Annotated in this window: 17 protein-coding genes; 8 read left to right on the top strand and 9 right to left on the bottom strand. The window is 72.1% G+C overall.

What is annotated here, in order from left to right:
• Positions 1–60: 60 nt before the first annotated feature.
• Positions 61–900, bottom strand: coding sequence for a hypothetical protein (locus tag AC1VWI_RS24895; protein ID WP_499513237.1), 840 nt, complete (start codon positions 898–900; stop codon positions 61–63).
• Positions 901–1,071: 171 nt separating this feature from the next.
• On the opposite strand from AC1VWI_RS24895, the gene AC1VWI_RS24890 reads away from it, so the two are divergent.
• The 5 genes from AC1VWI_RS24890 (at position 1,072) to AC1VWI_RS24870 (ending at position 5,319) form a co-directional block, all read left to right on the top strand.
• Positions 1,072–1,959, top strand: a complete 888-nt coding sequence (locus tag AC1VWI_RS24890; RefSeq protein ID WP_499513236.1) for an HhH-GPD family protein — start codon at positions 1,072–1,074, stop codon at positions 1,957–1,959.
• Between the two features lie 143 nt (positions 1,960–2,102).
• On the top strand, positions 2,103–2,672 hold the full coding sequence (locus AC1VWI_RS24885; protein WP_499513235.1) for a SigE family RNA polymerase sigma factor: 570 nt from the start codon (positions 2,103–2,105) through the stop codon (positions 2,670–2,672).
• 5 nt (positions 2,673–2,677) lie between these two features.
• Complete coding sequence (locus tag AC1VWI_RS24880) at positions 2,678–3,361, top strand: hypothetical protein (protein WP_499513234.1); 684 nt, start codon at positions 2,678–2,680, stop codon at positions 3,359–3,361.
• The gene (gene cseB / locus AC1VWI_RS24875; protein ID WP_499513233.1) at positions 3,354–4,037 is read left to right on the top strand and encodes a two-component system response regulator CseB; all 684 of its coding nucleotides are present in this window, start codon (positions 3,354–3,356) and stop codon (positions 4,035–4,037) included. The genes AC1VWI_RS24880 and cseB overlap by 8 nt, the downstream gene beginning before the upstream one ends.
• Positions 3,958–5,319, top strand: a complete 1,362-nt coding sequence (locus AC1VWI_RS24870; protein WP_499513232.1) for a sensor histidine kinase — start codon at positions 3,958–3,960, stop codon at positions 5,317–5,319. The genes cseB and AC1VWI_RS24870 overlap by 80 nt, the downstream gene beginning before the upstream one ends.
• A 132-nt stretch (positions 5,320–5,451) precedes the next feature.
• On the opposite strand, the gene AC1VWI_RS24865 is transcribed toward AC1VWI_RS24870, so the two are convergent.
• Positions 5,452–6,996, bottom strand: coding sequence for an MDR family MFS transporter (locus tag AC1VWI_RS24865; protein ID WP_499513231.1), 1,545 nt, complete (start codon positions 6,994–6,996; stop codon positions 5,452–5,454).
• A 125-nt stretch (positions 6,997–7,121) separates the two neighbouring features.
• Between AC1VWI_RS24865 and AC1VWI_RS24860 the strand changes: the two genes are divergently transcribed.
• Positions 7,122–7,706, top strand: a complete 585-nt coding sequence (locus AC1VWI_RS24860) for a TetR/AcrR family transcriptional regulator (RefSeq protein ID WP_499513230.1) — start codon at positions 7,122–7,124, stop codon at positions 7,704–7,706.
• Here the strand turns inward: AC1VWI_RS24860 and AC1VWI_RS24855 are convergent.
• Positions 7,688–8,401 (bottom strand): M23 family metallopeptidase, encoded by a 714-nt coding sequence (locus AC1VWI_RS24855; protein WP_499513229.1) that lies wholly within the window; start codon positions 8,399–8,401, stop codon positions 7,688–7,690. The two genes, AC1VWI_RS24860 and AC1VWI_RS24855, sit on opposite strands and share 19 nt — an antisense overlap.
• 347 nt (positions 8,402–8,748) lie before the next feature.
• Here AC1VWI_RS24855 and AC1VWI_RS24850 point away from each other — a divergent pair, with 347 nt between their 5' ends.
• Positions 8,749–11,511 carry an NACHT domain-containing protein gene (locus AC1VWI_RS24850; RefSeq protein WP_499513228.1) on the top strand — a complete coding sequence of 921 codons (2,763 nt, stop codon included), beginning with the start codon at positions 8,749–8,751 and terminating at the stop codon, positions 11,509–11,511.
• Here the strand turns inward: AC1VWI_RS24850 and AC1VWI_RS24845 are convergent.
• Complete coding sequence (locus tag AC1VWI_RS24845; protein WP_499513227.1) at positions 11,499–13,256, bottom strand: ricin-type beta-trefoil lectin domain protein; 1,758 nt, start codon at positions 13,254–13,256, stop codon at positions 11,499–11,501. The two genes, AC1VWI_RS24850 and AC1VWI_RS24845, sit on opposite strands and share 13 nt — an antisense overlap.
• A 333-nt stretch (positions 13,257–13,589) precedes the next feature.
• Positions 13,590–16,106, bottom strand: coding sequence for an ATP-dependent Clp protease ATP-binding subunit (locus AC1VWI_RS24840; protein ID WP_499513226.1), 2,517 nt, complete (start codon positions 16,104–16,106; stop codon positions 13,590–13,592).
• Positions 16,107–16,538: 432 nt separating this feature from the next.
• Here AC1VWI_RS24840 and AC1VWI_RS24835 point away from each other — a divergent pair, with 432 nt between their 5' ends.
• Positions 16,539–17,066 (top strand): SCO3374 family protein, encoded by a 528-nt coding sequence (locus tag AC1VWI_RS24835; RefSeq protein ID WP_499513225.1) that lies wholly within the window; start codon positions 16,539–16,541, stop codon positions 17,064–17,066.
• On the opposite strand, the gene AC1VWI_RS24830 is transcribed toward AC1VWI_RS24835, so the two are convergent.
• The 4 genes from AC1VWI_RS24830 to AC1VWI_RS24815 all read right to left on the bottom strand — a co-directional run bounded on the left by AC1VWI_RS24830 (position 16,997) and on the right by AC1VWI_RS24815 (position 18,680).
• The gene (locus AC1VWI_RS24830) at positions 16,997–17,338 is read right to left on the bottom strand and encodes a histone-like nucleoid-structuring protein Lsr2 (protein ID WP_499513224.1); all 342 of its coding nucleotides are present in this window, start codon (positions 17,336–17,338) and stop codon (positions 16,997–16,999) included. The genes AC1VWI_RS24835 and AC1VWI_RS24830 overlap by 70 nt on opposite strands.
• A 165-nt stretch (positions 17,339–17,503) precedes the next feature.
• Positions 17,504–18,022 carry an amino-acid N-acetyltransferase gene (locus AC1VWI_RS24825; protein WP_431962047.1) on the bottom strand — a complete coding sequence of 173 codons (519 nt, stop codon included), beginning with the start codon at positions 18,020–18,022 and terminating at the stop codon, positions 17,504–17,506.
• A 9-nt stretch (positions 18,023–18,031) separates the two neighbouring features.
• Positions 18,032–18,436, bottom strand: a complete 405-nt coding sequence (locus tag AC1VWI_RS24820; RefSeq protein ID WP_499513223.1) for a BlaI/MecI/CopY family transcriptional regulator — start codon at positions 18,434–18,436, stop codon at positions 18,032–18,034.
• Between the two features lie 55 nt (positions 18,437–18,491).
• Complete coding sequence (locus AC1VWI_RS24815; protein WP_499513222.1) at positions 18,492–18,680, bottom strand: hypothetical protein; 189 nt, start codon at positions 18,678–18,680, stop codon at positions 18,492–18,494.
• Positions 18,681–18,753 lie beyond the last annotated feature (73 nt).

Below are 18,753 nucleotides of genomic sequence, written 5' to 3'. Positions count from 1 at the left end.
GGGGTCCCGGGGGTCCCGCCCCGCGCCGGACGTCCGGGCGTCCTGGCCGCCCCGGACGTCCTAGACGTTCTTCAGGACGAAGGACGTCTGCTTCGCGGAACGGCCCGGGAGCTTCACCTCGAGCAGGTAGGTGCCGTACGGGGCCGCCCCGCCCTTGGGCGTGGCGCACCGCGGGGAGCTCGTCCGGCGGTCCCACTCGACGTCGTACGAGGTCGAGCCGCCCGCCGGGACCTGCAGCAGGTACGGGGCACGGCTCTTGGGGCAGTCGTCGCTGGCCCACACGTGGTGGTCGTTGACGTCGCTGATGGAGAAGACCGCCGAGTCCGGGCCGAAGTCCAGCTTGCAAGCGGTGGCAGAGGGGTTGGTCGCGGTCAGCGTGAACCGGGGCCGCTCGCCGGGCTCGTAGGCGTTGTCGGTGCTGCGCACGCTCAGCGAGACGCCCGGCCCGCAGTCCGGCAGCGAGGAGCCCGCGGGCAACTGCGCACCGCCGCTGCCGCTCCCACCGCCACTGCCGCCGGAACCACCCGCGTCCGCGGCGCCCGAGGCACCGGCGTCCGTGCCTCCGTCGCCGCCACCGGAGTCGGCGCCCTGCGAACTGCCGTCCGTGGCACCGGAGTCGCCGGTGCCGCCGTCCGTGGCGTCACCGCCGTCGTCGCCGCCGGAACCACCGCCGACCGAGCCGCCCGGGCGGGAGCTGTTGAGCGGACCGCTCGCGGACGGGCCGGGAGTGATGGACGGCGCGGGTGAACGGCCGTCCGGCCCGTTGGCGCTGTTCCCCCCGCCGTCACGGGAGTTGACGGCCCATACGACCAGGACGGTGAGCAGCCCGACCAGGAGCAGCACAACCGCCCGTCGCCGCCAGTAGATGGAGGACGGGAGAGGTCCCACGGGATTGCGCATTGAGCCCACGCGCAAACCTTATGCGGTTTCCCTTGAATCGGACCAAGGCACGCGCGGCACGCTGGCAACTTGTGTGATTGATCAGCAGATCTCCCTTCCGTTCCGGGGAGCTCCCCCAGCCGTTCGCGCTGCCCGCCACGGCGGCCCCGGGGACGTAGGATCGGAGGCGCTATGAACGACGACCGCGACCACCAGCAGCTGCACTCCCCCGTGATCGACTGGTTCGACGACAACGCCCGGGACCTGCCGTGGCGCCGTCCCGAAGCGGGCGCCTGGGGCGTCATGGTCAGCGAGTTCATGCTGCAGCAGACCCCGGTCAGCCGGGTCCTGCCGGTGTACGGGACGTGGCTGGAGCGCTGGCCCACGCCGGGCGCCCTCGCGGCGGAGCCCGCCGGCGAGGCGGTCCGCGCCTGGGGCCGGCTCGGCTATCCGCGCCGGGCACTGCGACTGCACGCCGCGGCGACCGCGATCGCCCAGCTGCACGCCGGCGAAGTGCCCACGGAGCACGCCGAGTTGCTGGCCCTCCCGGGGGTCGGCGAGTACACGGCCGCCGCGGTGGCCTCCTTCGCGTACGGGCAGCGGCACGCGGTGCTGGACACCAATGTGCGCCGGGTCTTCGCGCGCGCCGTGACCGGTGTGGAGTACCCGCCGAACGCGACGACCGCCGCCGAGCGCCGGATCGCCCACCGGATGCTCCCCGCCGACGAGGCCACCGCCGCCCGCTGGGCCGCGGCCACGATGGAACTGGGCGCCCTGATCTGCACCGCCCGCGGCCCCGAGTGCGTGCGCTGCCCGATCGCCGGGCAGTGCGCCTGGCGGCTGGCCGGCTCCCCCGCGCACGAGGGACCGCCCCGCCGCGGCCAGACGTACGCCGGTACCGACCGCCAGGTCCGGGGCAGGCTGCTGGCCGTGCTGCGCGAGGCCACGGAGCCGGTGGCGCAGGCCGAGCTGGACGCCGTGTGGCACGAGCCCGTCCAGCGCGCCCGGGCCCTGGACGGCCTGGTCGCCGACGGCCTGGTGGAACCCCTCGCGGACGGTCTGTACCGGCTGCCCGGCTGAGCTCCGCACACCCCGGACGGCCCTGTCGTTACACAACCGATGGGTGGCTGTGGGTCCGCTGTGCGGCGGTGGTCGCGAAAGCCGTACATCCGCTCCGTAGCGTCGACCTGGTCGTAATCAAGCGCGCCGGACGGAGGGACGCCATGGCGGCGAACGCCCAGGGGACAGCCCAGGTCATGGACTTCGAGGAGTACGTGCGGAACCGGCAGGAGGCCCTGCTGCGCAGCGCGCGCCGGCTCGTCCCCGACCCGATCGACGCCCAGGACCTGGTGCAGACGGCGCTGGCCCGCACCTACCCGCGCTGGGGCGACATCGCCGACAAGAACCTGGCCGACGCGTACATGCGCCGGGTGATGATCAACACCCGTACCGAGTGGTGGCGCGCCCGCCGGCTGGAGGAGGTGCCGACCCCCGAGCTGCCGGAGGGTTCCGTGGACGACGGCGCCGACCAGCGGGCCGACCGGGCGATGCTGCTGGACGCGCTCGGCATGCTGGCCCCCAAGCAGCGCCAGGTGGTGCTGCTGCGCCACTACCGGCAGCTCAGCACGGAGGAGACGGCGCACGCGCTGGGCATGTCGGTGGGTACCGTGAAGAGCACGCTGCACCGGGCGCTGGCGCGGCTGCGCGCCGAGCTCGAACGGCAGAGCAACGGATACGGAAGGCCCGTGGAGCCCGCCACGGGCAGGACGGAGGGCGTGTGCGCCGCAGCGTAGTCCCGGTGGGTACCGCTGCCGCCGCCGTCGCGGTGTGCGGGGCACTCGTCGCCGTGACCAGCTGCCGCGACGCCGGCGGGGTGCGCGAGGAGGGCACCGCCGCGGTCGCCTCCCCGGCCCTGCCGTCCCCCTCGGTGTCGGCGCCGGTCCCGGACGCCCGCACGCTGGACGGCGGGCGGTCGGCGGACCCGCGGGCGGTGGACGCCAAGGCCGCCGCGGACGTGGTGCGCCTGGTGAAGCACGACCCGAAGGTGGCCCGGGACATCCGGGACAGCCTGGTGGCCTGCGCCGCGCCGTCCACGGGTGTGGGGACCCGCCCGAAGGCCGCGGAGCAGCCGTACCCGGTGGACCGCCGCTCGGGCCGGCTGACCGGCGGGGACGGCACGGACCTGGTGGTCAACGTCTCGACCTGCGCGGACAGCGTGGGCATCGGGAGCTACGTCTACCGCCGGGTGGACGGCGCGTACGTCAACGTCTTCGCCGACGAGCAGCCCCCCGTCTTCGCCGAGATCGGCGACGGCACCTTGAAGGTGACCCACCAGGTGTACGAGCCGCAGGACGCGGTCTCCAACCCCTCGGGCGAGGACGTGACCACGTACCGGTGGAACGGCTCCCGCTTCGAGGAGGTCTCGTTCTCCCACCGCGACTACGAGACGGACGACGGCACCGGGAGCGGTCCGCATGGCTGACACCCACGTCCTGTTCGTCGAGGACGACGACGTCATCCGCGAGGCGACGACCCTGGCGCTGGAGCGCGACGGCTTCGACGTGACCGCCGTACCGGACGGCCTGGCCGGGCTGGAGGCGTTCCGGGCCCGGCAGCCCGACCTGGCGCTGCTGGACGTGATGGTGCCGGGCCTGGACGGGGTGAGCCTGTGCCGGCGCATCCGGGACGAGTCGACGGTGCCGGTGATCATGCTCTCGGCGCGGGCCGACGCGATCGACGTCGTCCTGGGCCTGGAGGCGGGTGCCGACGACTACGTCACCAAGCCCTTCGACGGGGCCGTGCTGACCGCCCGCATGCGGGCGGTGCTGCGGCGCTTCCGGGTGGCCGCGGCGGACGAGCCCCCGGCCGGGACCGGGGCGCTGACCTTCGGGGACCTGGAGGTGGACCCGGAGGGGATGGAGGTGCGGCGCGCCGGCGACCGCCTGGCGCTGACGCCCACGGAGATGCGGCTGCTGCTGGAGTTCTCGGCGGCGCCGGGGACGGTGCTGTCCCGGGACCGGCTGCTGGAGCGGGTCTGGGACTACGAGTGGGGCGGCGACACCCGGGTGGTGGACGTCCATGTGCAGCGACTGCGGGCGAAGATCGGGCAGGAGCGCATCGAGACGGTGCGCGGCTTCGGCTACAAGCTCAGGGGTTGACGCGGTGACCGCGCGTCCCGGGGGCCCCGTGGCGAGGAGGGCCCGTCCGCTGCCGAAGATCGGGCTGCGCTGGAAGGTCTGCGTGGCGATCGCCGTGGTGTCGGCGCTGGTCGCGCTGGTGCTGAGCCTGGTGGTGCACAACGCGGCCCGGGCCAGCATGATCGACAACTCCCGTGACGTGCAGAACGAGCGGGTGCAGTTCGCCCAGCGGATCTACGAGTCCACCGGCCGGCTCACCTTCGACGCCCGGCTGGACGACCCGGACCTGCCCGCGCCGCTGAAGCGGCTGGCCCGGGAGGGCAAACGGGCCACCTACGTCTCCGACACCGGCGGCGCGCCCGTGGTGTGGGCGGAGACCCCGCTGGCGGACGGCAAGGTCCTGTCCCTCAATTCGGCGTTCACCGACCGCTTCTCGGTCCTGGAGGACCTGGACCAGGCGCTGGTCATCGGCTCGTCGGCGGTCGTCGTGGGCGGCACGGCGCTGGGCGTGCTCATCGGCGGGCAGCTGTCCCGGCGGCTGCGCAAGGCGGCCGAGGCGGCCGGCCGGGTGGCCGACGGGGAGACGAACGTACGGGTGCGCGACGCGATCGGCGGCCGGGTCCGGGACGAGACGGACGAGCTGGCGCGCGCGGTGGACGCCATGGCGGACGTCCTGGCCGGCCGGCTGGAGGCGGAGCGCCGGGTCACCGCGGACATCGCCCACGAGCTGCGCACCCCGGTGACGGGGCTGGTCACCGCGGCCGAGCTGCTGCCGCCGGGCCGCCCCTCCGAGCTGGTCAGGGACCGCTCGCAGGCGCTGCGCACGCTCGTCGAGGACGTCCTGGAGGTCGCCCGGCTGGACGGCGCCGCCGAGCAGGCCGACCTCCAGGACGTGGCGCTCGGCGACTTCGTACGGCGCAGGGTCGCGGCCGCGGCTCCCGAGGCGACCGTGACCGTCCGCGACGACGCAGTGGTCCGCACCGACCCGCGCCGGCTGGAGCGCGTCCTGGGCAACCTGCTGGCGAACGCCGGGCGGCACGGCCGGCCGCCCGTCGAGGTCACCGTCGACGGCCCGTACGTGGAGGTCCGCGACCACGGCCCGGGCTTCCCCCGCGACCTGCTCCGCGACGGCCCGAGCCGCTTCCGCACGGGCAGCAGCGACCGGGCCGGCAGCGGCCACGGTCTGGGGCTCACCATCGCCACCGGTCAGACCCGCGTCCTCGGCGCCCGTCTCACCTTCCGCAACGTGCCCGAGGAGGAGGGCGGCGGCGCGGTCGCCCGCTTGCTGCTGCCCCGCGAGTGACGGCGGATCCGACGCAGCGGTCCCACGCCGCAGGCCGCAGGTTCCCCGCCGAACGGACGATGCTCGCACGTGGGTCGGACGACGACCCCCGTGCGAGCATCGGCAGCGGGTGGGGCGGGGTGGGCCGCAGGCTCAGACGACCTCGACCGCGGCGACCGCTTCCTCGGTGCTGGGCGCGGTCGGCGCCGAGCGCAGCGGGATCTCCTTGACGAAGAAGGCCAGCAGGAAGCCGATGACGCTGACCGCCGCGCCCCACAGGAAGACGTGGTGCGTGCCGCCGGCGACGGCGTGCAGGTAGGCGTCCTTGACGGCCGGGGGCAGCTTGGCCAGGCCCGCCGGGTCCAGCTGGGCGGAGCCGGACGCGGCGCCCTCGGCGGCGCCGCCGAGGCGGTCCGTCATGGTGTTCTGCACCTGGTGGGTGAAGATCGCGCCGAAGAGGGCGACGCCGAAGGAGCCACCGATCGTCCGGAAGAGCGTGGAGGACGAGGAGCCGACGCCCATGTCCTTCATCTCGACGCTGTTCTGCGCTATCAGCATCGTGATCTGCATCAGGAAGCCCATGCCCGCGCCGAGCACGGCCATCCACACGCCGGAGACGAAGCGGGTGGTGCCGGTGTCCATCGTGGACAGCAGGTAGAGGCCGACGGTCATCAGGCCGCCGCCGACGATCGGGAAGATCTTGTACTTGCCGGTCTGGGTGGTGATCCGGCCGGCGATCAGCGAGACGACCATCATCGCCAGCAGCAGCGGCAGCAGCAGGAGGCCGGAGTTGGTCGCGGAGGCGCCCTGCACGGTCTGCTGGTACAGCGGCAGGAAGGTCATCGCGCCGAACATCACGAAGCCGACCAGGAAGCCGATCACCGAGATCAGCGAGAAGTTGCGGCTGTGGAAGATGTGCAGCGGGATGACCGGCTCCGCGACGCGGTTCTCCACGAAGAGGAAGGCGGCCAGCGCGGCCAGGCCGAGCACCAGCAGGCCCAGGATCTGCGGCGAGCCCCACGCGTACTGGTTGCCGCCCCAGGTGGTGAGCAGGACCAGCGAGGTGATGCTGACGGTGAGCAGCACCGTGCCGAGGTAGTCGATGCTGGTCTTGATCTGCTTCTTCGGCAGGTGCAGCACCGCCGAGATCATGAACAGGGCGACCACGCCGAGGGGGAGGTTGATGTAGAAGCTCCAACGCCAGCCCCAGTTGTCGGTGATGCTGCCACCGACGAGCGGTCCGCCGATCATGGCGACCGCCATGACGCCGGCCATCATGCCCTGGTACTTGCCGCGCTCGCGCGGCGGGATCAGGTCACCGATGATCGCCATCACACCGACGATCAGGCCGCCGGCGCCCAGGCCCTGCACGGCGCGGAAGGCGATCAGCTGGCCCATGTCCTGCGCCATGCCGGACAGCGCCGATCCGATCAGGAAGATCACGATCGACGACATGAAGATGCCCTTGCGGCCGTACAGGTCGCCGAGCTTGCCCCAGACGGGCGTCGATGCGGCGGTGGCCAGCGTGTACGCGGTGACCACCCAGGACAGGTGCTCCAGGCCGCCCAGCTCGCCCACGATGGTGGGCATCGCGGTGCCGATGATCATGTTGTCCAGCATCGCGAGCAACATCGCGATCATGAGCCCGAACAACACCACGCGCACGCTGCGCTGCGGGGTGTCGGCGGTGTCCGCCATCACAAGCTCCCCTACTTGTTTCTTGCTTGTCTTCGGTTGCTTACCTGCCGCCCGGCTAGTTGCCTGGGGCACCCTGACAGTATGCGGCTTACTAGCCGGGCGTCAAGTAAGTTAAAGTTCGCCCCATGGCAACGCCCCACGCACGCAGAGGCGATACGCGACGCCGCATCCAGGACGTCGCGCTGGAACTCTTCGCCGAGCAGGGATACGAGAAGACGTCCCTGCGCGAGATCGCCGAGCACCTGGACGTGACCAAAGCGGCGTTGTACTACCACTTCAGGACCAAGGAGGACATCCTCAACAGCATCGTCGAGGACCTCGCCTCACCGGTCGACGAGCTGATCGCCTGGGCCACGGAGCAGCCGCGCACCCTGGAGACCAAGTGCGAGGTGCTGCGCCGCTACGCGGACGCGCTGTGGAGCGCCGGACCGCTGTTCCGCTTCATCCAGGAGAACCAGGCCACCGTCCGCGACCTGAGCATCGGCGAGACCTTCAAGACCAAGCTGCTCGCCGTCCACTCCCTGCTCAAGGACCCGGACGCGCCGCTGACCGACCAGGTGCGCTCGATCACCGCGGTCTTCGCGATGCACGCGGGGATGTTCGCCATGCAGAACCTCGAGGGCGACCCCGAGGAGAAGCGTGCCGCCGTCCTCGAGGTCGCCCAGGAGCTGATCGCCCAGACCTACCGGGGTCAGACCGACACGCCGTGAGCCCGCAGGTAGGGCAGCGGGTTCACCGACGAGCCGTAGTACGGGGTCTTGCGGATCTCGAAGTGCAGGTGGGGGCCGGTGCTGTTGCCGGTGTTGCCGGACAGCGCGATCTGCTGGCCCTGGCCGACGTGCTGGCCGATGCGCACCTGCATCTTCGACAGGTGGCCGTACTGCGAGTACATGCCGTTGGCGTGGCGGATCACGATGTTGTTGCCGTAGGCGCCGCCCCAGCCCGCCTCGACCACGGTGCCGGCGCTCACGGCGTGGACGTTGGTGCCGATCGGCACGGCGAAGTCCTGGCCGGAGTGCTTGTGCGCCCAGCGGGCGCCGTTCTGCATGTAACCGGCGGACAGCGCGTACTTCTTGACCGGGACCGACCAGCCGCTGTTGCTGCGGCTCTGCTGCTGCGGGGCGCTCTTGGCGGACTGCGCCACGTGGTTCTGGTGCTTCCAGTGCAGCTTGGCGTGCGCGTGGCGGTCGGCCTTCACGGCCTGGGCGGCACGCTGCTGCACGTCGGCCTGCGCCCGGGTGACGTCCGCCAGCTTCCCGGCCGCGCCGAGGCCCAGCAGGCTCCCGTCCTGCGTCTCCGCCACGGCCGTCCCTGCCGCACCGAGTGCCAGCGAGGCGCAGACGCCGGCGGTGACGACGGTGCGACGGCCGCGGAAGACGGAGTTCGAGATCTTGGGCATACGCATTCGGAATTACCTCGCGGAAATAGCCGGACAAGTACATTGCGACGTGTTCGCCGCGATCCCTTGGTAACCCGACATTCCGGCCCCACACAAACCCCCCCGATTACTACCGTCTTTCGTAGGTTTCACCGCCCGCGCCCCGCTTCCCCGCCTGCCGCACGGGTGCTGTCCCCTATGGTGTTTCGTACGTGGCCCAGGTCACGTGGGTCACGTCACCGGCCCCGGGACCAAAGGGAATTGCCCTTCGGGACCTAGGTCCCGTGGCCCGGGTCACACGGAATGGGAAATCCGGGAGCACGCGGAGCGCGGAAAGGGAAAACCGCGCGAACCGCGCGACGGGGGGCGGGAACGTGGATCCTTCTGCCGTGGGCGTACGGCTGGCGTCGGCCGTCGCGGGGCCACTGGTCAAGAGGCTCTTCGTGGCCGAGGGCCCCGGCGCGGGGCTCGTGGACCGGCCGGTGCGCATCTCCTCCCGCGTCTCCTTCAGGGGCGAGAAGCGCACCCTCACCGACGCGGACCTGCGCGCCCTGGCCGCCAAGCTGGTGCGCCAGGCCCTGCGCACCGGGGAACGCCCCGTCGGCGCCGACGAGGAGACCGCCGTCGCGGACGCCCTCGCGGCCTCCCTGCGGGCCCTGGGTGACCTCGACCTCACCGACCTGCAGGCCGTGGGCCTCGGGCACACCGCGTTCGCCCGCGCCCTGCGCCGCGCGGCCGGGTCCCCGGAGCGGGAGCTCAGCGCCGACGGGGCGCACTTCCACGAACGGCTGCTCGACACGGCCTGCCTGCACATCCTGCACTTCTTCACCCAGCGCTCGACCTTCGTCGCCGCCACCCTGGTCGAGCAGAGCCGGACGCTGGGCGACCTGACCGCCCGCGTCGACGAGCTCATCGCCCGCACCCCGCTGCCGGGCGGCGAGGACGCGGCCTTCGAGCGGCGCTACCTGGCGTACGTCGCGAAGAAGCACGGGCGGCTCACGATCCACGGCCTCGACCTGGCGGACACCCCGGACCGCTGGCCGCTGGACACCGCCTACCTCAGCCTGGAGGCGGCACCGTCCGCCGGGCCCCCGGCCGGCGGGCCTCCGCACGGGGGGCCTCCGCAGGGTGCGACGGAGGGGCCCGGGGGACCCCGCGCCGCCGACCGCGCGCTCGCCGCGCACGAGCGGGTCCTGCTGCGCGGCGAGGCCGGGTCGGGGAAGACCACGCTCGTGCAGTGGCTGGCGATCGCCTGCGCGCGCCAGGACCCGGACGAGGGCATGGCGTACCTGGAGGACCGGATCCCGTTCGTCCTCCCGCTGCGCACCCTCACCCGCCACGGCGAACGCCTGCCCGCGCCCCCCGGCTTCCTCGCCGCCGCCGGCTGCCCTCTCGCCGGGACGCAGCCCGCGGGCTGGGAAACCCGGGTCCTGACCGAGGGCCGCGGGCTGCTGCTGGTCGACGGCATCGACGAGATCCCGGACGCCGAACGCCGCCGCGCCCGGGCCTGGCTCCGCGACCTGCTCGACGCCCATCCCGGCAACCGCTGGCTGGTCACCTCCCGCCCCTCCGCCGTTCGGGAGGACTGGCTGGCCGGGGAGGGCTTCACCGAGCTGGCCCTGACCCCCATGGGCCCCGCCGACGTCACCGCCTTCGTCCGCCGCTGGCACGCCGCCGCCGGGCCGGAGGCGGCCGGGTACGCCGACGGCCTGCTGAGCGCCGTGCGGGCAGAGCCGGACCTCGGCCGGCTCGCCACCAACCCCCTGATGTGCGGCCTGATCTGCGCCCTGCACCACGACCGCCGCGGCTACCTCCCGCGGGCGAGGAAGGACCTGTACGCCGCCGCCCTGTCGATGCTGCTGGTCCGCCGGGACCGCGAACGGGAGGCGGCGGTCGTGCCGCTGCGCGAGGAGGCGCAGATCGAGCTGCTGCAGCGGCTGGCGCACTGGCTGGTCCGCAACGGCCGCACCGAGATGGACCTCGACCGGGCCGAAGCCGTCGTCGCGCGGGCGCTGCCCGCCGTACCCGAGGCCGCCGCGCTCGGCGACGCCGCCGCCGTCCTCACCCACCTCCTCGACCGGGGCGGCGTGCTGCGCCGGCCCGCACCCGGCACGGTCGACTTCGTGCACCGCACCTTCCAGGACTACCTGGGCGCCCGCGCCGCCGTCGAGGAGGGCGACTTCGGCCTGCTCGCCGCCCACGCCGCCGACGACCGGTGGGAGGACGTCCTGCGCATGGCCGTCGCGCTCGCCCGCCCGGGCGAGAGGGTCGCGATCCTCCAGGACCTCCTCGACCGCGGTGACCTCGCCGCGGACCGGCGCACCCGGGCACGGCTCCATCTGCTCGCCGCCGCCTGCCTGGAGCACGCCACCGCCCTCGACCCGGCCGTGCGCGCGGCCGTGGAACGGCGCGCCGCCGCGCTCGTCCCGCCCGCCGACGCGGCCGAGGCCCGCGCCCTGGCGGAGGCCGGACCGCTCGTCCTGGACCTGCTCCCCGGCCCCGACGGGCTCTGCGACGAGGACGCCCTCCACGTCGTGGTCACGGCCTGCCACCTGCCCTCGGACCGGGCCGCCGGCTATCTGGGCCGCTTCGCCGCGCACCCGTCCGTGCGCGTCCGCGCCCAGCTGATGTGGTCCTGGCACCGCTTCGACTGCGCCGTGTACGCGCAGGAGGTCGTCGCCCGGCTCGACCCGGACGGCCTGGACTTCACCGTCCGCTCCGCCGACCAGCTGCGCGAACTGCGCGCGCTCGCTCTGCGGCCCACCCGCCTCGACCTGCGGGGCGACCTGCCCGTGGACGAGCTGACCGGGTACGTGGCCGGGCTCGCCCTCACCGAGGTCAGGCTGAAGGACTGCGCGCTGCCCGACCTGCGCTTCCTGGCGGGCCAGCGGGGCCTGCGCAGGCTCGCGCTGCTCGGTCCGGGCACGCCCGCCGACTGGGGGTCGATCGGCGGGCTGCCCGCACTGCGGGAGCTGGAGTTGGCCGCCCCGGCCGACGGCCGGTTCGACCTGTCACCGCTCGCGGCCCACCCCGGGCCGCTGACCGTGCGCATCCCGCTGCCGGCCGACCGTCTCGCCGGGGCCGACCGGCTGCCCGCGCACGTGACCGTCGTCGCAGGACCGGGTCAGGGACGGTAGCCGCCGTCCCGGTCCCCCCAGCCGTCCCAGCCGCCGTGGCCCCAGCCGTCGCCGTCCCCGTCGCAGTCCCCCTCGCAGGGCTCCCCGCCGGGGGGCGGGGAAGCGGCGGCCGTGGGCGTCTGGCTCGGCGGCGCCGAGGGCAGCGCGGCCACCCGGGTGGAGCCGGCGAGCAACTGCGAGCCGGTGGTGTAGGCCACCGACTGGAAGCGGGGCGGGGCGACGGAGGTGTCGAAGGTCCAGCGCTGGACGGGCCGGCCGTCGCGGGGCCGCAGGACGACCCGCGCACCCGGCTCGCGGCCCTCGGGGGCGACCGCGAGCTGCTGGTTCCAGCGGGGGATGAGGTCCCCGGTCAGGGTGAGGTCGTAGCGCACGTCCTCGGCGCCGGTGACGAAGGACGCCGTGCACAGACCCAGTTCCAGCGCGGGGCCGCGGTGGGAGTTGAGGCAGTACGCGGGCTGGGCGACGCTCCGCATGAGCCCGTCCGGCTCGTACGACCAGAACTGCGTGGCACCGGAGTCGCAGCGCGCGGTGGCCGCCCCGGTGCCGATCACGGTGCGGCGGCCGGACAGGTCGATGCACAGGTCGTCGCCGTTGTTCCGGAGCCGGCCGCGGAGCCCGTCGGTGGGGGCGGGGTCGGCGGTGACCGTGCCCGGCGCGGTGTCCGAGGTGGTGACCGATGCCGAGGCGGTGGGGGACGCCGTGGCCGCGGTGGGCGCCGTACCGGAGGCACGGTCGTCGCTGCCGCCGTCGCCGGTGGTGAGGCCGACCACCAGGGCGGTCACCAGGGCGCAGCCGCCGATGCCCAGCAGGGTCGCGGCGAGCCCCCGGCGGCCGCCGCTCGCCGCACGGCGCCTGCGGCCGCCGTGGCGCCGCCCGGGAGAACCGCCGGAGCCCTTCCCGGCATCGTTGTCACGGGCCGCCCGACGGGTGGGGCGGGAGTCGAAGTACCCCCGCGCCTCCCAGACCAGCACCGCCTCGGCGATCAGCACGCCCAGCCGGTCCCCGGAGTGGTCGAGCTGATCGGCCGCGTACCGGCAGTGGTCGCACCGGGCGATGTGCCGCTGCAGGTCGGGGACGAGACCGGCGCCCCCGCGGTGGATGGAGATGTCCAGCAGACGGCTGAACTGCAGGCAGGCCTCGTACGGCGCGAGGTCCCGGTGCGCCTGGACGCAGGCCTCGCGGAAGCGGGTACGGGCGAGCTCCAGCTGGGCCGCCGCCCGCTCCGGGTCGATGCCCAGCAGCCCGGCCGGCACGTCGAGCGGTTCGGCGTCGACCTCGGCGTGCCAGAGCAGGCAGCGGGCGGGCTCGGGCAGCCGCATGAAGGCCCGGTTCGCCAGCCGGCGGTTCTCCGGTACCGCCAGGCGGGTGTCGGTCTGGTCGGGGCGGGGCCGCAGCCGCCGGTGGAGCCAGGCGCGACGGCGGTCGACGGCCCACTCCTCGGCGATCTTGTGGACGGTGATCAGGAGTTCGGGGCGCCAGGCCGCCGAGGGCCCGGTCAGCCTCAGGGTGTCGACGAAGACCCGGGTGAACGCGGCCGCCGCGAGGATACCGGCGGCGTGCCCGGAGACCGTGCACAACTCCGCGTACTCGGAGACCGGCCGCCAATGGCGGGCCAGCAACTCCTCGAACGGCTGGTGCGCGCCTTCCTTTCCCAGGGACTTTCCGATCTCTCCGGACAACGTCTCGTCCGGTACGCCGAACAGTCGGCCGGGGTGCGCGGAATTCGGATGCGGGGATTCCTTCAACGAGAGTTTCCTTCCGCGTTCGCCCCGCCGGGAAAAGTACGAACCAATGCGCCGGCGCGGGACGCAGCTACGTGGGGGGAGGTGAGGCCGGGGCGCCGGTGAAGGGGCAAGGTGGCCTCTCCTCACTCTCGGCTGATCTTTTCGAATGCCTGCCGGAATGACGGCACGACACCGGCCGGAGCACGGAGAAGGAGGGGTCCGTGCTGAACATCGCTCACCTTTCCACAAATGCAACCGGCGCAACAAGGGTGGGTTCATGGGGAACACAAAACACGACGACCCCGCCCGCACTAATGTGCGGACGGGGTCGGATCGCTGTGCGATTACTTGCGGTTACGCTTCCTTGCTGAGGTTCGGCCCGCCGGCCGCCTCGACCGGAGGCGCGTCGGCGACGGCGACCTTCTCCTCACCCCGGAAGGTGAACTTGATGTTCTCGCCCTCGCCCTCGGTGCCCACGACCACGATGTGACCGGTGCGCAGCTCGCCGAAGAGGATCTTCTCGGAGAGCACGTCCTCGATCTCGCGCTGGATCGTCCGGCGCAGCGGCCGGGCACCCAGCACGGGGTCGTAGCCGCGCTTGGCGAGCAGCGACTTGGCCTCGGGGCTGAGCTCGATGCCCATGTCCTTGTCCCTGAGGCGCTCGTCCACCCGGGCGATCATGAGGTCGACGATCTGGATGATGTCTTCCTCGCTGAGCTGGTGGAAGACCACGATGTCGTCGACACGGTTCAGGAACTCGGGACGGAAGTGCTGCTTGAGCTCCTCGCCGACCTTGGCCTTCATCCGCTCGTACCCGGTCTTGACGTCACCCGCGGCCGCGAAGCCGAGGTTGAAGCCCTTGGAGATGTCCCGGGTGCCGAGGTTGGTGGTCATGATGATGACCGTGTTCTTGAAGTCCACGACCCGGCCCTGGGAGTCGGTCAGGCGACCGTCCTCCAGGATCTGCAGCAGGCTGTTGAAGATGTCCGGGTGGGCCTTCTCGACCTCGTCGAAGAGGACGACCGAGAACGGCTTGCGGCGCACCTTCTCGGTGAGCTGGCCGCCCTCCTCGTAGCCGACGTATCCGGGCGGGGAGCCAAACAGCCGCGAGACGGTGTGCTTCTCGCTGAACTCGGACATGTCGAGCTGGATCAGCGCGTCCTCGTCGCCGAAGAGGAACTCGGCGAGCGTCTTGGAGAGCTCGGTCTTACCGACACCGGACGGGCCGGCGAAGATGAACGAGCCACCGGGGCGCTTGGGGTCCTTCAGACCGGCCCGCGTACGGCGGATGGCCTGCGAGAGGGCCTTGATCGCGTCCTTCTGGCCGATGACGCGCTTGTGCAGCTCGTCCTCCATGCGCAGCAGACGCGAGGACTCCTCCTCGGTGAGCTTGAAGACCGGGATGCCCGTGGCGGTGGCCAGGACCTCGGCGATCAGCTCCTCGTCGACCTCGGCGACGACGTCCATGTCGCCGGCCTTCCACTCCTTCTCCCGCTTGGTCTTCGCGGAGAGCAGCTGCTTCTCCTTGTCGCGGAGGGAAGCGGCCTTCTCGAAGTCCTGCGAGTCGATCGCGGACTCCTTCTCCCGGCGCACGTCGGCGATCTTCTCGTCGAACTCGCGCAGGTCCGGCGGAGCGGTCATCCGGCGGATGCGCATCCGGGAACCGGCCTCGTCGATCAGGTCGATCGCCTTGTCCGGCAGGAAGCGGTCCGAGATGTAGCGGTCGGCGAGGGTCGCCGCGGCCACCAGGGCGGCGTCCGTGATGGACACGCGGTGGTGGGCCTCGTAGCGGTCCCGCAGGCCCTTGAGGATCTCGATGGTGTGCGGCAGCGACGGCTCCGCGACCTGGATGGGCTGGAAGCGGCGCTCCAGGGCCGCGTCCTTCTCCAGGTGCTTGCGGTACTCGTCGAGCGTGGTGGCGCCGATGGTCTGCAGCTCACCGCGGGCGAGCATCGGCTTGAGGATCGAGGCGGCGTCGATCGCGCCCTCGGCGGCGCCCGCACCCACCAGGGTGTGGAGCTCGTCGATGAACAGGATGATGTCGCCGCGGGTGCGGATCTCCTTGAGCACCTTCTTCAGGCGCTCCTCGAAGTCACCGCGGTACCGGGAGCCGGCCACCAGGGCGCCGAGGTCCAGGGTGTAGAGCTGCTTGTCCTTCAGCGTCTCCGGGACCTCGCCCTTGACGATGGCCTGGGCCAGGCCCTCGACGACGGCGGTCTTGCCGACGCCGGGCTCGCCGATGAGGACGGGGTTGTTCTTGGTGCGGCGCGACAGCACCTGCATCACGCGCTCGATCTCCTTCTCGCGCCCGATGACGGGGTCGAGCTTGGTCTCACGAGCGGCCTGCGTGAGGTTGCGGCCGAACTGGTCCAGGACGAGCGAGGTCGAGGGGGTGCCCTCGGCCGGACCGCCGGCGGTGGCGGCCTCCTTGCCCTGGTAGCCGGAGAGCAGCTGGATGACCTGCTGCCGCACCCGGTTGAGATCGGCGCCCAGCTTCACGAGGACCTGGGCGGCGACGCCCTCGCCCTCGCGGATCAGGCCGAGCAGGATGTGCTCGGTGCCGATGTAGTTGTGGCCGAGCTGGAGGGCCTCGCGGAGCGACAGCTCCAGGACCTTCTTGGCCCGGGGGGTGAAGGGGATGTGGCCGGACGGGGCCTGCTGCCCCTGTCCGATGATCTCCTCAACCTGCTGGCGGACCGCCTCGAGCGAAATCCCGAGGCTCTCCAGGGCCTTAGCGGCGACACCCTCACCCTCGTGGATAAGGCCCAGGAGGATGTGCTCGGTGCCGATGTAGTTGTGGTTGAGCATCCGGGCTTCTTCCTGAGCCAGGACGACAACCCGCCGCGCGCGGTCGGTGAACCTCTCGAACATCGTTAATCGCTCCTCAGAGCGGTCGGGCAGTTAGGGGCGTGTCCCCTCCCTGTCCTTCCGCATGCTAGTCCCGCACAGCGGGGCAGCTCACTTCAACCGTCGACACCTTGCGAGGTCGTTAACCCCCGCGCCGTCGACAACAGCCTCAACCCGATGGTGCGAGACGATGTTCCCGCAGGCCAGGCGGATAGCCCTTTATCCAGTACGCCGAGGGCGAACGCCCCGCCTGTCCGACATGGCCGTCGTCCGTTCCCACTAGGTATTTCTTACCCGCCCGCACGGACAGTCCATGCCGGGAGCACGCCCGCTGTCTGCTATAGGCGAACAGACTTGCGTCCTGGGGATTCACGGAGGGTGACGGGAACCGGCCGGCCGGGCACTCCCGGTGACCCGCCTCGTAACCCGGGACCCCCGGGGAGCGTTGCGCAGGGCATGCAGGCCTCACGGGTCCCGGCGACCCTGGAACACGCGGACGCCCTCGACGTCCCCGCGGAGGCGGGGCACGAGGTGCTCGGCCGCTTCCCGGCGCCCCGTACGGGACCGGTCGCCCTGGCGGGGTACCGGATGCGCTTCTTCGTCGCCCCGGGCAGCGCCGAGGAACTGCCCGGCCTGCTGGACTGGCTGGAGTGGAGCGGCATCCCGCTCGACCTCGTACCGCTGTGCGGGCGGGAGGCCGCCTACGACGACGGCGCGCAGGCCTGGCTCCGGCCGCCCGTTCCGGACGGCGGGCGCCACGCCGGCGCGCCGTTCTCCCTGCCCGCCATGACGCTCGGCACGCAGCCCAACCCCGCGGCGGACGGACGCTCCGGAGGGACCGTGGGCCTGACGGCCCTGGTCTCCGCGCTCGCGACCGCCTGCCACCGGGTCCGGCTGCGTGTCGCCCGGACCGATCAGCCGTGCGCCTTCTCGTACGCCTCGCGGATCTGCGCGGGGACACGGCCGCGGTCGTTGACCTCGTAACCCTCTTCCTTGGCCCACGCGCGGATCTTCGCGGTGTCCTGGCTCGCGGCGCCCCCGCGGGAGGCGCCCTTCGCGGCGCGGCCCCGGCCGGCGCGGCCACCGGTACGGCGGCCGTTGTCCACGTACGGGCCGAGGAGACCACGCAGCTTGTCGGCGTTGTCGGTGGTGAGGTCGATCTCGTACGTCACTCCGTCGAGTGCGAACGTCACGGTCTCATCCGCCTCGCCGCCGTCGAGGTCGTCAACAAGAAGGACCTGAACCTTCTGTGCCACCGGCTTCCCTTTCATCGAATACGGATAACCGGTAAAAGCAAACCGCCTTTTCCCGGAAAACTCAAACCCCTTGCCCGAACTGCTCCCGGCCGGCCACCATCCCCGCGGTCTTCCGCGGGAACGTTTCGGACATACTGTTGTGCCGGACGGACGCCGTGGGCAGCCTCACAGATGCAACAGCATCCGGCTGTTGCCCAAGGTGTTCGGTTTCACTCGTTCGAGGTCGAGGAACTCGGCCACGCCCTCGTCCTTTGACCGCAGCAGCTCACCGAAGACATCACCGTCGACCGGTGTCTCGCCGATCTCCACGAAGCCGTGCTTCGCGAAGAAGTCCACTTCGAAGGTGAGGCAGAAAATTCGCCGCACTCCCAGCCACCGCGCGGTCTGCAGCAGCTTCTCCAGCACGAGATGCCCGACGCCCTTGCCGTGCTGCGCCGGATCGACCGCGAGGGTGCGCACCTCGGCGAGGTCCTCCCACATCACGTGCAATGCGCCGCAGGCCACCACCTCTGCGTCCTGGTCGTGTTCGGCCACCCAGAACTCCTGGATGTCCTCGTAAAGCGTCACCGTCGGCTTGTCGAGCAGGATGCGGTCGCGGACATAGGCGTCGAGCAAGCGCCGGACAGCCGGCACGTCGGCCGTCCTGGCCCGGCGGATGGTGACGTCATTTGATGCGGCGCGCATGTGCGGACGCTATCGCCCGTCCGATCCGCCCGTCTCCCCGGGGTCACCCGGATCAGCGGATTGCACCACCCGCATTGCGTCACGGAGGGCTTCTCGCTGTTCCGCCGACATCATGCCGAAGAAGGCGACAAGGGCCGCCGCGGGGTTGTCGCTGGCGGCCCACGCCTCGTGCATGAGTGCCGCCGAGTAAGCGGCCCGAGTGGAAACCGCCTCATAGCGATAGGCGCGTCCTTCGGCTTCCCGCCGGAGCCAGCCCTTCTGATGAAGGTTGTCCATTACGGTCATGACCGTCGTGTACGCGATCGAGCGCTCCCGGCGGAGATCCTCCAGCACCTCGCGCACCGTCACCGGGCGGTTCCAGCGCCACACCCGGCTCATCACGGCGTCTTCGAGGTCTCCCAATGGACGGGGCACACCCGAATACTAGTTGCTTACGGGCACAATGCCCGGAATGCCGGAAATTCCGAGGTCACACCCGGGGCTTCTCGACGCCGCCCGACCGCTGGGCCGGGGGCTGCGCGCCGGACAGCGCGGCGTCGACCACCGCGTCCTCCTTGGCCTTGTTGACCCCGCCCTGGCTCCTGATCAGCGTCCGGATGAGGAAGGTGAACGCGATGGCCATCACGGTGGGGGGCACGAGCGCGGAGACGTAGTCCATGGCACCAGGGTAGCCACGCCCCCTGGCGCGCCCCGCGGCGGACCACCACCGGGGGACGCTTCCCCCGGTCGGG

This window comes from Streptomyces sp. TOM-9 (assembly GCF_056858595.1).
Note: the sequence above shows the minus strand (reverse complement) of the source record. Positions and strands in the feature narration are given on the sequence as shown.